Annotated in this window: 12 protein-coding genes; 1 reads left to right on the top strand and 11 read right to left on the bottom strand. The window is 61.7% G+C overall.

Features of this window, described 5'->3' with window-relative positions; all coding sequences use genetic code 11:
- Both U0L91_RS00720 and U0L91_RS00715 read right to left on the bottom strand, forming a co-directional pair.
- Positions 1-1,243 (bottom strand): glutamine synthetase III domain-containing protein (locus U0L91_RS00720; RefSeq protein WP_330044015.1); only part of this gene is annotated, 1,243 nt, incomplete at its 3' end.
- 186 nt (positions 1,244-1,429) lie between these two features.
- Entirely contained in the window at positions 1,430-3,766 is a 2,337-nt protein-coding gene (locus U0L91_RS00715) for a hypothetical protein (protein WP_330044013.1), read from the bottom strand.
- A gap of 101 nt (positions 3,767-3,867) precedes the next feature.
- On the opposite strand from U0L91_RS00715, the gene U0L91_RS00710 reads away from it, so the two are divergent.
- A complete protein-coding gene (locus U0L91_RS00710) occupies positions 3,868-4,365 on the top strand; it encodes a CYTH domain-containing protein (protein WP_330044011.1) in 498 nt (165 codons plus the stop codon).
- A 65-nt stretch (positions 4,366-4,430) separates the two neighbouring features.
- Here U0L91_RS00710 and U0L91_RS00705 read toward each other — a convergent pair whose 3' ends face one another.
- From U0L91_RS00705 to U0L91_RS00665, 9 genes are all read right to left on the bottom strand, one after another.
- Positions 4,431-4,664 carry a methylenetetrahydrofolate dehydrogenase gene (locus U0L91_RS00705; RefSeq protein ID WP_330044010.1) on the bottom strand — a complete coding sequence of 78 codons (234 nt, stop codon included), beginning with the start codon at positions 4,662-4,664 and terminating at the stop codon, positions 4,431-4,433.
- Entirely contained in the window at positions 4,661-5,476 is an 816-nt protein-coding gene (locus U0L91_RS00700; protein WP_330044008.1) for a TatD family hydrolase, read from the bottom strand. The genes U0L91_RS00705 and U0L91_RS00700 overlap by 4 nt, the downstream gene beginning before the upstream one ends.
- Entirely contained in the window at positions 5,469-6,428 is a 960-nt protein-coding gene (locus U0L91_RS00695) for a DMT family transporter (RefSeq protein ID WP_481804510.1), read from the bottom strand. The genes U0L91_RS00700 and U0L91_RS00695 overlap by 8 nt, the downstream gene beginning before the upstream one ends.
- Before the next feature lie 37 nt (positions 6,429-6,465).
- Positions 6,466-8,445 carry a methionine--tRNA ligase gene (gene metG, locus U0L91_RS00690; RefSeq protein ID WP_330044005.1) on the bottom strand — a complete coding sequence of 660 codons (1,980 nt, stop codon included), beginning with the start codon at positions 8,443-8,445 and terminating at the stop codon, positions 6,466-6,468.
- A gap of 31 nt (positions 8,446-8,476) precedes the next feature.
- Positions 8,477-9,220, bottom strand: a complete 744-nt coding sequence (cuyB, locus tag U0L91_RS00685; protein ID WP_330044003.1) for a cysteate racemase — start codon at positions 9,218-9,220, stop codon at positions 8,477-8,479.
- A gap of 118 nt (positions 9,221-9,338) precedes the next feature.
- Entirely contained in the window at positions 9,339-9,608 is a 270-nt protein-coding gene (locus tag U0L91_RS00680) for a phage holin family protein (protein WP_330044001.1), read from the bottom strand.
- Positions 9,609-9,645: 37 nt separating this feature from the next.
- The gene (locus U0L91_RS00675; protein WP_330043999.1) at positions 9,646-9,924 is read right to left on the bottom strand and encodes a hypothetical protein; all 279 of its coding nucleotides are present in this window, start codon (positions 9,922-9,924) and stop codon (positions 9,646-9,648) included.
- 9 nt (positions 9,925-9,933) lie between these two features.
- Positions 9,934-10,647, bottom strand: a complete 714-nt coding sequence (locus U0L91_RS00670) for a M23 family metallopeptidase (protein WP_330043998.1) — start codon at positions 10,645-10,647, stop codon at positions 9,934-9,936.
- Entirely contained in the window at positions 10,644-11,837 is a 1,194-nt protein-coding gene (locus tag U0L91_RS00665) for a hypothetical protein (protein ID WP_330043996.1), read from the bottom strand. The genes U0L91_RS00670 and U0L91_RS00665 overlap by 4 nt, the downstream gene beginning before the upstream one ends.
- Positions 11,838-11,975: the final 138 nt, after the last annotated feature.

The raw sequence follows: 11,975 nt of genomic DNA, 5'->3' as shown, positions 1-11,975 counted from the left end.
TCTTCATCTTGACGGGGCCGGCATAGGGGGAATCGGTGCAGACGGCATCGATCACGGCCTCAAGCTCCTCGCCCACGAAGATCGAAATGATGGCCGGCGGCGCCTCGTTGGCGCCCAGACGATGGTCGTTGCCGGGGGTGGCAACGGAGGTGCGGAGCAGGTCGGCGTATTCATCGACAGCCTTGATGACGGCGGTCAGGAAGACCATGAACTGCAGGTTCTCCATCGGGGTATCGCCGGGATCGAGCAGGTTCTCGTCGGCGGTGCCGATGGACCAGTTGTTGTGCTTGCCGGAGCCGTTGACGCCCTCAAAGGGTTTCTCGTGCTGCAGGCAGACCAGGCCATGGCGCTCGGCAACCTTCTTCATCATCTCCATCGTCAGCAGGTTGTGGTCGATGGCGACGTTGGTGGTATCGTAAATCGGGGCCAGCTCATGCTGTGCGGGGGCAACCTCGTTGTGCTTGGTCTTGGCCGGAATGCCCAGCTTCCACAGCTCGTCATCCAGATCCTTCATGAACTCGGAGACGATGGGACGGATCACGCCGAAGTAATGCTCCTCCAGCTCCTGGCCCTTGGACGGGGCAGAGCCGAACAGCGTGCGGCCGGTCAGGACGATGTCCAGACGCTTCTCATAGTCTTCCTTGCGGATCAGGAAATATTCCTGCTCGGGGCCGACGGTCGTGGCAACGCGCTCAACGTTCTTGCCAAAGAGGCGCAGCACCTTGCAGGCCTGATCGCTGATTGCCTGCATCGAGCGGAGCAGCGGGGTCTTTTTGTCCAGCGCTTCGCCGGTGTAGGAGCAGAACGCCGTGGGGATGCACAGCACGTCATCCTTGACGAAGGCGTAGCTGGTGGGGTCCCAGGCGGTGTAGCCGCGGGCTTCGCAGGTGGCACGCAGGCCGCCCGACGGGAAAGAGGAGGCATCCGGCTCACCCTTGATGAGCTCCTTGCCGGAGAATTCCATGATGGCGGTGCCATCCGGCTGCGGGCTGACAAAACCGTCATGCTTCTCACTGGTGATGCCCGTCAGAGGCTGGAACCAGTGGGTGTAATGGGTAGCGCCCTGTTCAATGGCCCAGCGCTTCATGACGCTGGCGACGACGTTGGCTACCTCCAGATCCAGCGGCTGACCCTTTTCAATGGTCGCTTTGAGGCTTTTGTAAGTCGAACTGGGGAGACGTTCCCGCATCTCGTGTTCGTTGAAGACCTTGCTGCCGTACAGTTCCATAACGGTTGCTGCCATACTTACCGAACTCCTTTTCCTCTGTTGTTTGCGTGTTTTACAAGAAAAGGCACTGCGAACGTGACTGTTCGCAGCGCCCTTGCCGTTACAAGCATATTATACGGGGCGACTGCGAAAAACGCAACTGGCAAACCCGACAAATCGCGCCGTGGCTTCCCAGAAAAAACTGGGCAATTCTTTGGTATTTTACACCTGTCCCACTGTTTTGACCCGGGCATGGCGGTTGCGGCGTTTCCAGACCACCAGCGTGGCCAGGATGGCGCACAGGCTCACGAGGTCGGAAATGCGCCAGAACCATTCGCCGGTCCAGCGCACCCGCACACTGCCCTGCCAGCCGGCGGGAACCGTGACCACGAGGTAGCCCTCGGTGTGGGTCAGTCCGGCGCCCTCCGAACCGGTGATCGAGTAGCCCGGATAGTAGAAGAGCGGCAGCCGGATGGTCCCCTCCTCCGTTCCGGTGTTGACGGCGGACAGCGTGACATCAAGGCCGTCCTTGGTATAGTCTTCAAGGCTCACGGTCTCGGAGCAGATGGTGAGCAGGCTGCCCCAGGCGCTGTCATCGGTGGTGGTGTCCTCGGCGGGCAGGTACTCGCCGCCGCCCACCTGGCCGGGCAGGTCGTCGATCGCCGCCAGGCTCATGTACACGCGGTTGACGCTGCGGTTGCAGACATCAAAGAGCAGATAGCCCGCCGGGATGACGGTCAGCACCAGCAGGACCGCCATCATCTGACGGGCGGCTTGCGGCCGGGACCTGAGGAAGAGCACCACGGCACAGCAGGCCGCCAGAACGAGCAGCCAGGTGGCCGGTGTGAGGAACCGCCAGGCAAACTGCAGCTTGCCCAGCGTCTTGGACAGCACGCTCAGCGGGCCTTCGGCCAGGAAGAGGTCGTACCAGGGGCACCAGTCGCTGGCGCAGAACACCGCCACGGCGCCCAGGCCCAGCGCCGCCGCGCCCAGACGCACCGTCGGCCGGTGGGCCCGGCGCACCTGCGGATCCAGCACCGCCATCAGGAAGAACACCGCGCCGACCGCGAGGACCAGGCCGAGGGACTGCGGCATCTCATCGCTCATGCCGCTCTGGATGCTCTCGGCCACGCCGCCGCCCTGGCCGAACATGGTGAACATCTGGCCGAGGTAGACCGCCGTGTCATAGAGATAGCTGGCATCGTATTTGCCGCTGATCCGGCAGACGCCCTGGGCCATGTACTGTGCCAGCGGGACAAGGAACCACAGGTTCCACAGCACCGCCGCACCGGTGGCCTTGCACAGGGCCGGAAAGACCGGCCGGGTAAAGGTCTTGCGGAACTGCACGAGGCAGAACAGTGCGGTGAACAGCCCCGCCAGCTCGGTGGTGAGCAGATGGGTCTGCAGCAGGCCGCTGAAGCCCACGGCCAGCGCCAGCCAGCACCAGGGGGCGCTGCGGCGGTCCGTCTTGACTTCCTGGGTGTAGATCCGCCACAGGCCGTAAACCACCAGCGGCAGGAAGGCCATGGCGGAATACTCGCCCACCGCGGCCCGCACAAAGACGTTGGTCAGGCGGTAGAACGAGAGGGTGTACAGTGCGGTGCCCAGCAAGGCCGCCTGCTCGCTGCCCAGCATTTTGCGCAGCACATAGCGGGTGATGAGCGCCGTGACCAGCGTGATGCCGAACACATAGACCTTATAACTCGCCTGCAGGCTGAAGCCCAGGATGCGCAGCAGCGCGGCCGGGTAGAGCAGCAGGTCGGAGTACATCAGACTGAACGGATAACCCTTGTCATTGATGAGGGCGGGGTCCATCCGGACCGGGAACTGACCCGCGAGCAGGCCCGCCTTGAGGCCCTCGATGCGGGACAGATGGATCGAAAGGTCATGGCCGTAGGTCAGGTAGCCCAGTCCCAGGGGCAGGCAGGCCATGATGACAATGCAGCCCATGGCCACCCAGCGGTACCGGGCCCGGACGCCGCGCACCGGCAGCGGAAGCCGGCGGGTGAGCAGCAGGAACGCCAGGTCGAGCAGCAGGAAGAAAAGAAGTCCCGTCAGAAGCCGCACATAGGCGTAGGCATGGGTGGGAATCAGCTGTGCGCCGGTGATGAAGATGGCGCGGCCTTCGCCGCAGTCCGCATAGAATTGCAGCTGTGCGGTCTCACAGCCGTGGGGCATCCAGAGGGAAAAGACCGTCCGGGTGCGCTCGGCGGGCAGCCGTGCCGCATCGTACTGCGCGGTGGGCATGATCTCATCCAGGAAGGTGACCTTACCGTCCTCCCCGTTGTTGGCGTAGGTCACGCAGACCTGATAGCTGCCGGGCGCGATGTCCACCCACCGCGTGACCGCGAACAGGCCCTGAAAGTTTTCCACCCGGGCGCCCCGGTCATCGTTGGTGCACTCCTCCGCGTAGGGGATGATCTGTTCAGGCGGGATGTCAATGACCCCGCCGGTGTGGAAATCACCCGCAAAGCGGAACAGGATCAGTGCCAGCTCCACCAGGACCACCAGCAGCAACGGCAGGTTGCGCGGGGTCAGCAGCTTTTTGAAGGTTCTCATGGGGAACTCCTTCCTTATTTATAGATGGTTTTATTATACGCGATTGCCAACCGATGCGCAAGCGTGGTATACTGAAAAAAACGGCAGAAAGGCGGATTCCGATGGAAATTGAACGCAAATGGATGGTAACGGGCTGGCCGGCGGGGCGTGAGCCTTCCGAGGTATACCGGATGGACCAGGGCTACGTCTGTGTACGGCCCACCGTCCGCATCCGGCGCGAGGCGATGAGCGGCGGCGACACGGTATATATTCTCTGTTTCAAGGGGGCCCCCGATGCCGCCGGGCTGGCCCGGGAGGAGATCGAGACCGAGATCTCGCCGGATCTCTTTGCCCGGCTGGAACACCTGATCGGCAAACCGCTGATCGCCAAGGAGCGCCGGTCCTATCCGCTGCACAACGGTCTGGTGCTGGAGGTCAACGATGTGGACCCCGGCCAGCCCGGACACTTCTGCTACGCCGAGGTGGAGTTCCCTTCGGTGGAGGCGGCCCGGGCCTGGGACCCCGCCGGCGATGGGCTGGCGGAATATCTGGCCGATGAATGCACCGGAAAGCCCGGTGCCAGCATGGGCGAATACTGGCAAACCACCCGTGGCTGCTGAGCGGGCGCGGCTTTGCATGAGAAAACGGCCCGGGTTTTGTGCCCGGGCCGTTTTGTTTCGGAAATTTATTTGCTGGTTTCCACCGTGTAGGTGAAGCCGTAGGTCTGCTGCAGTTCCTTGACGGAGGGCTCCAGGTCCTCGATGAAGGTCGGGGAGTAGACGGTCTGGCCGTTGTGGGACTTCTTATAGTCCTCCATCAGCGCCATCAGCTTGTCCCAGCCCTCGTCGGCCTTGGCCTGGGGGACATCCTTGGGGAAATCAATGATAAATTCGCGGTGTTTGGGAATGCGTGCTTTCATGGTTGGTTCCTCCGATTGTATTTGATTTGGAAAATCCGCCTTGCATTGGCAGCGGTCAGATCCAGCACCTCCTGGGGAGTCATCTCCCAGAGCGTGCCGATCTGCGCTGCCACATGGACGATATTGCGGCTGTCATTGCGGGTTCCGCGGACCGGTTCGGGTGCCATATACGGGCAGTCCGTTTCCAGGACGGCGGCGGTTTTCGGGATGACCGCCAGCACCTGGCGGACCCTCTTGGCATTTTTGTAGGTGGTGGTGCCGCCGAATCCCAGTGCCATCCCCTGCCCGGTCAGCCAGACGGCATCCTCGGCGCTGCCGCTGTAACAGTGCAACACACCGCGGGGCCGGTAGCGGCGCAGCAGTTCATAGGTTTCGGCATGGGCTTCCCGGTCATGGACCGAGACCGGCAGATCCAGTTCCGCCGCCAGCTGCAGCTGTGCTTCCATCAGCTCATACTGGGCGCGGGCGGGCAGCGGCCAGTGATGATCGAGGCCGATCTCCCCCACCGCCACCACGGCCGGGTCGTCGAACAGCGGGCGCATGGCCGCCAGCTCAGCACGCCAGTCACCGCCGTAGACCGCCACGGTGGGCGCGTCCTCCTCCCCGAGGCTCTCGGGATGGATGCCCAGCGCCGCATGAATATACGGGTACCGATGCGCCAGTTCCAGCACCGCCGGGGCGTCCCCGGAGTGGGTGGCACATTCCAGCACACCGGTCACGCCGGCATCGGGCAGCGCCGCGAGCAGCGTTTCCCGGTCGGCGTCAAACTGGTGGGAACAGTAATGGGCATGGGTATCAAAGATTTCAGTCATGGCACACTGCCTTTTTGGGTTTGTTGACAAGGTAAATGCCGACGCAGACCAACACCAGCGCGGCAAGGTACTGCCACTCAAAGAGCGGTTCGCCGTTGAGCAGAGCCGAGAGCAGCACATTCATGATCGGGATCACCAGGCCGAACACCGCAATGCGGGAGACCGGGTTGTTCTTCATCAGCAGGGCCCAGAGCACATACCCCGCGCCCGAGATGAAGGCCAGAAAGGCGAGAACCGGCACGGCACCGGCGCTCTGGGGATGCAGGCTTCCGCCCATCGCGATCCCGATGAGGAGCAGCGCGGCGCCGCCCACACCGAGGTTCAGGCAGGACACCGAAAAGGCATCGGCCTTGGCCGTGACGGCCTTGTTCCAGGGCCCGGCCAGCGCAAAGATCGCCGAGGCGATGAGCATATACGCCACGCCGGATGCACTGCCGCCGCCATGGTTGCCCAGCGTGGCCACGAGCACACCGCCGAAGCCCAGTGCACAGCCCAGCGCCTTGCGGACCGTCATCCGGTCCGCCTTGCCGTAGAGGAAGTGGGCCAGAATGACCCCCATGAAGCTCTGGGTGCTGTTGAGGATTCCGCCCATGGCGCCGGTCAGGGCCGCCACTGCGGAATAGTAGAAGGCATACTGTGCGGTGGTCTGCCACAGACCGAGGCCGCAGCACTGGGCCAGCACTGCGCCGCGCGGCATGGGCAGCGGACCGCGGCGAAGAGCGGCCCCGCCCAGATAGACCAGCAGCGCGCCCATCATGAAGCGCACGCCGGCGAAGCACAGGATGGACGCCGTGTCCGACCCGTCAATGGCGAACAGGCGGTAGCCCATCTTGATGAAGGGGAACGCCGAACCCCACAGCACATTGCAGACAATGGCCATGAGGATTGCCGCCGCCGGCACCGAGAAAAAGGCATCCAGGCGGGAAGTTCCCCGGGAAGTTGTGTTCTGCAAAACCATTCATCCTTTGCTTCCGGCACGGGGCCCGGTCTCAGTGGACGCGGGTACCCACCGGCACATTGTCGCCGTAGAAGGCGATCTCACAGCCGCCGTCCGCGGTGTCCGCCGCGACGATCATGCCCTCGCTGACGTACTTGCCCTTCATCATCGGACGGGGTGCCAGGTTGGCCACAATGGCCAGGCGCTTGCCGATCAGGTCCTCCGGCTTGTACCATTTGGCAATGCCGGACAGGATGCAGCGCTCCCGCTCGCCGTCGAACACCGTCAGGTGGAGCAGCTTTTTGCTCTCCTTGAGGTTCTCGCAGGCGCGGACTTCGGCCACGCGCATCTCGACCTTGCAGAAATCGTCAAAGCTGATTTCCGGCTCATGGTCGGTGATCGCAGCGGGCTCCGCGGCAGGTGCGGCCGGGGCAGCGGCCGCCTGGGCAGCCGCCTTCTGCTTGGCATCCTCGGCTTCGAGGTATTCCAGTTCCTTCTTCACGTCGATGCGCGGGAAGATGGCTTCGCCCTTATGGACGGTGTACTGCGACCGGACGGTTCCCACCGTGTCTTCCTTGAGCAGGACATCCAGATCTTCCTGGCTCAGGCCCAGCTGATCGGCCATCTTGGGCGTGGTGTTGGGCAGATAGGGCTGCAGGAACGCCGTGACGACATGCAGGGCACTGCACAGGTTGAAGAGCACGGTGTTCAGGCGGGGTTTGGTCTCCTCGTTCTTGGCCAGCACCCAGGGAGCGGTCTCATCAATATACTTATTGGCACGCTGCACCACCTCGAAGATGGCAATCAGCGCGGAGGGCACATCCAGCGCCTCCATGGCGTCGTTGACGCGGCCCGGCAGTGCCGCCACCAGGTCGAGCAGTTCGGCATCCACCGGCTCGGTCACCGGGGTGTTGGTGACGGTGCCGCCAAAGTACTTTTCGCACATGGCGACGGTGCGGGACAGCAGGTTGCCCAGATCGTTGGCCAGATCGGTGTTGATGCGGTTGATCAGCGCTTCGTTGGTGAAGGCGCCGTCATTGCCGAAGGGCACTTCCCGCAGCAGGAAGTAGCGCACGGCATCCACGCCGTAGCGGTCGCACAGACGGACGGGGTCCACGACGTTGCCCTTGGACTTGCTCATCTTGCCGCCGTTGAGCAGCAGCCAGCCATGGCCGAACACCTTCTTGGGCAGCGGCAGGTCCAGCGCCATCAGCATGGCGGGCCAGATGATGGTGTGGAAACGCAGGATTTCCTTGCCCACCACATGCACATCGGCCGGCCAGTATTTGTCGTAGTCATGATAGGTGTCGTTGCCGTAGCCCAGCGCCGTGATATAGTTGGAGAGGGCGTCGATCCAGACATAGATCGTGTGCTTGGGATCGAACGGGACCTGGATGCCCCAGGACACACTGGTACGGGACACGCAGGTATCCTGCAGACCCTGCTTGATGAAGGCGATCATCTCGTTCTTGCGGGTCGCGGGCTGGATGAAATCGGGGTGATCCTCGTAGTACTGCAGCAGACGGTCGGCGTACTTGCTGGTCTTGAAGAAGTAGGCTTCCTCCTCGGCCTCGTAGACTTCGCCGCCGCAGTCGGGGCACTTGCCGTCCTTGAGCTGGGCCTCGGTCCAGAAGCTCTCACAGGGCTTGCAGTACATTCCTTTATAGGTGCCTTTGTAGATGTCACCCTTGTCGTGCAGCATCGTGAAGATCTTCTGCACGCTCTTGACATGGTAATCGTCGGTCGTGCGGATGAACCGGTCATAGCTGACATCCATCGTCTTCCACAGATCCTTGACGGTGGCCACGATCTCGTCCACATACTGCTTGGGCGTCACACCCTTGGCGGCGGCCTTGTCCTGGATCTTCTGGCCGTGCTCGTCGGTACCGGTCAGGAACATCACATCATAGCCCTGCTTGCGCTTGTAGCGGGCCAGGGCGTCACAGGCGACGGTGGTGTAGCTGTGGCCGATGTGCAGCTTGTCGCTGGGATAGTAGATCGGCGTTGTGATGTAAAACTTTTTATTTTCCATTGTCTGTCAAATCCTTTCGGAGAATTGAGTATCAGAATTCGTCAAACCCGACCGGGGTCACGCCGCACGCCAGCATGGCCTGACGGCAGAGCACTTCGGTGCTGTCGATGAAGAAGGGGCCGAGGTGTTCGTCCCGCTTGACCAGGCTGAGCTCGGTGCATCCCAGCACCGCCCGGTCGCATCCCTGGGCGCGCAGATCATCGGCGGCCGCGTTGAACAGCGCCATGTCGGCACGGCGGCCCTTCTTGATCTGCTCATAGATGACGGTCATCACACCGCGCTGGGCCTCGGGGCTCGGGACGGCCCAGCCGATGCCGGCTTCACGGCAGCTCAGCTGGTAGGTTTCGGCCAGCAGGGTGCCGTCGGTAGCCAGGATGCCCAGCTTGCGGCAGCCCCCTGCCTTGGCCTGGGCCACGGTCAGTCGCGGCATGTTGAGGACCGGAACCGGCAGGGCCGCCGCCAGACGGTCATAAAAATAATGGGCCGTGTTGCAGGGGATGGCCAGCACCGTGGCACCGTACCGCACCAGACTGATGCCGTCCTGCTCCATGACATCGAAGGGGTCCTCGGTGCTCTGCCCCACAATAAACGCCGTACGGTCCGGCGTGGAGGCCCGCGACGAGATGACCAGATCAATGTGGTCCTGATCGCGCTGCGCCGGGGTATGGTCAATGATCATCTGATACAGGTAGCAGCTGGCTGCCGGGCCAAGGCCGCCCAAAATTCCCAGTACGGGCCGTTTTTTCGGCTGACCGGACTGCATTGTCTGTTCCATACACACCCCTCCCAGTATAGATTGTTTTTTATTATAAATCCTCCGCTGGAAATATGCAAGCAAAAAAGCGGCGGGCACCGCCGGGAATCCCGGGATGTCCGCCGCTTCGGGGCGGGAATTACCGCCTGAGCTGCCGGATTGCCTGATCGGTGCCGGTGGCTGCCAGCCCGCTGACAATGCCCACCGCCACCGCGGTGAGCGGGTCCGTTGCCGGGAAATCCGCCACCACGGCCAGACCGATGAGGCCCAGCAGACCGCCCGCCGCACCGCAGAGCGTGGGGAGCCACTTGTTTGCCAGCGGCGTCTGTTTGACGGCCGTGGCCAACAGATAGCAGATCACCGTGATGCAGGCAACACTGGCCAGACCCGCTGCGTTCAGATCCATCATACGTTTCTCCTTTCCGAGCCTTACTTATTTATATTCGTCATCTGGCGGAATAACCGCCGGGGGCGTCGAAGGAGCTGCGTTCCAGGTCGGCAATGCGGTGGTTGGCCACCTTCATCTGCTCTTCCAGCACCGGAACCCGCCGGGCAAAATGGTTGTGGGCGCGCACCTCGCGGGTGAGTTCTTCCAGCTTGGTGTCGGTCACGGCCTGGGCGGTGCGCATCTTCTCCTCGGTGCGCCGGGCCGCCGCCAGTGTCGTGAGGATGACCCCCAGCACCGAGCACGCTCCGGTCACCAACGCGGCCAGGATCGCTTCCATCCGTCCGTTTCAGGCTCCTTTCGTGTAGCGTGCGAAGTATTCCCTGTCCTTCTGTCCGGCCATCTGCCATAGCGTCATGGCGTCGCCGTCCGAGGCCGGGCCGATCAGCAGGGCCGTCACGGTATCGGCAGGCAGGCCGAGCGACCGGGCCTTGGCCAGGATCTCGGCATCGGTGCCGATGATGCACAGGCGCTGCAGGCGCACCCCTGCGGGCAGGTCTCCGCTCTGCACCGGGCGCTGGACCGGACCCTGGCCGGCGCCGTAGGTGTAGACGCCGCTGTCGGCACAGGTGAAGTCCGCATCCAGCCAGCACAGCGGGTTGCGGCGCACTTCCTTCCAGATCACCTCAAAGTGCAGATGCGCGCCGAAGCAGTTGCCCGTCTCGCCGGAATAGCCGATCAGCTGACCTTCCCGGACCTGCTCCCCGCGCTGGACGCAGAGTCTGGAAAGATGGGCATACCGGGTGGAGAGTGCCCCGCCCTGATAGTCGGCATGGCGGATGCGGCACATGATGCCGTAGCTCTGCATCCCGGTCTTGGTGTGGCCGTTCCAGTCCTGGGTCTGTTCCACGGTGCCATCCTCCGCCGCATAGACCGGCGTGCCGACCGCGGCGCGCAGATCGATGGCGCTGTGGGTGCTCCCGTCACTGTAAAGCCAGCCGGCGGTCAGGACATGCAGGGCCAGCGGCCAGAAAAAGACGACATCTCCAGTTGCGAGTCTCATTTATTTTCCTCCTTTATTGTAATCGTGCAGATGCTGCCTTGAGCGTTGGCCCCATCTGTTTTAACACAACTCATCACAATGTTATTGTTATTGGGTCCCGGCACGGCATCCAGGACTCGATAGCGTGTGATAGCTTGTCCTTCCGGTATTAAGTCTTCGGATACCGTGCCAGACATTTGTGCATCGTAAACAAATACCTTGTATATCTGCAGATAAGATGCCAGCGTTTTCCGAGTAATGGGCTGCCCATCTTGCGATTCCAGCAGCTCATTATTACTCGATAACAACAATATTTTTGTGTTGCCTTCCCAGCAGGGTTCTCCATTCACAATCGTCAGTCGATCATGCTCTTTTCCGGCACCAGGGGACTTTAATCGGTCGGCTACCATCTTATCGATTGTAGAAGCGCCATAGATCATATAGTTACTTTCCCAGCGGTGCTCCTGTACCCAGTATGTGTATCTCATACTGACGCCGCTATGCAGAAAAACATCGACCTGTATGACATTATCCGTCCAACTGACAAATCGCACGAGTTTTACACTGGCGATCACGGACGTTGATGCCAATATCGACTGACCATCCATGAGTCGTATATTGACATATCGCAGCTCTGTCCACCACCAAATATGGTTGTTGTCAGTCGCGTAAATCGGCAACACAATAGCTGATGCGGATACCTCATACGCTCCAGGTTTGTATGACCATTTTACCGTAGTTGGCCAGTCCCAGGTTCTCCCGTTTTCGGTGGACAACAGTTGCTGACCAGCCTCGCCGCCGTCCGGCACCATTCGATTCTGCAGATCAATCCACCAGCTTTCCGGAGGGTCTCCGGTGGCTTGACCGGGGATCTGAGCATGGTCGCCTACCTGATAGAGCAGATTGTATGTGATACACTGTACGCCATCACCAATGCCCCGGATCGTGATCGTACCAAACTGCGTTGCCCTGGATGTGGCAGCCGCCGGCACCTTCACATAATCCTCCTCATCGGGATATTCTGTGATTCCACTATCGTCCGGAACAAGATGATAAGTCACATCCACACTCAGATTTTTCCAGGTGTCGTCGTCACGGATCAGATGCAACCGCTCTGTGCCATAGCTGGCGGCCGTTCCGAGCAGCAGGATACCGCCATGCTCTTGCGTCGTAGCACGGTATCCATGCAAGGTGATCTCATGCGTTTTCATGACTTTGGTCCTTATTCATCTCCGCCCGGACGGTGCCGAGCAGGTTTTCCAGAATCAGTTCCAGCACGGCCAGCGGCAGGGCGGCGGCGTTGAGATCGTCGATCAGCTTCTGCCGGCAGGCGTGGATGCGGGTGTTGT

The organism is Gemmiger sp. (genome assembly GCF_036306485.1).
Lineage (GTDB): Bacteria > Bacillota > Clostridia > Oscillospirales > Ruminococcaceae > Gemmiger.
Note: the sequence above shows the minus strand (reverse complement) of the source record. Positions and strands in the feature narration are given on the sequence as shown.

Coding starts and splice junctions, on each gene's coding strand:
- U0L91_RS00670 (WP_330043998.1), bottom strand. CDS start 10,647: ATGAGACTCGCAACTGGAGATGTCGTCTTTTTCTGGCCGCTGGCCCTG.
- U0L91_RS00705 (WP_330044010.1), bottom strand. CDS start 4,664: ATGAAAGCACGCATTCCCAAACACCGCGAATTTATCATTGATTTCCCC.
- U0L91_RS00710 (WP_330044011.1), top strand. CDS start 3,868: ATGGAAATTGAACGCAAATGGATGGTAACGGGCTGGCCGGCGGGGCGT.
- U0L91_RS00700 (WP_330044008.1), bottom strand. CDS start 5,476: ATGACTGAAATCTTTGATACCCATGCCCATTACTGTTCCCACCAGTTT.
- U0L91_RS00680 (WP_330044001.1), bottom strand. CDS start 9,608: ATGATGGATCTGAACGCAGCGGGTCTGGCCAGTGTTGCCTGCATCACG.
- metG (WP_330044005.1), bottom strand. CDS start 8,445: ATGGAAAATAAAAAGTTTTACATCACAACGCCGATCTACTATCCCAGC.
- U0L91_RS00675 (WP_330043999.1), bottom strand. CDS start 9,924: ATGGAAGCGATCCTGGCCGCGTTGGTGACCGGAGCGTGCTCGGTGCTG.
- U0L91_RS00665 (WP_330043996.1), bottom strand. CDS start 11,837: ATGAAAACGCATGAGATCACCTTGCATGGATACCGTGCTACGACGCAA.
- U0L91_RS00715 (WP_330044013.1), bottom strand. CDS start 3,766: ATGAGAACCTTCAAAAAGCTGCTGACCCCGCGCAACCTGCCGTTGCTG.
- cuyB (WP_330044003.1), bottom strand. CDS start 9,220: ATGGAACAGACAATGCAGTCCGGTCAGCCGAAAAAACGGCCCGTACTG.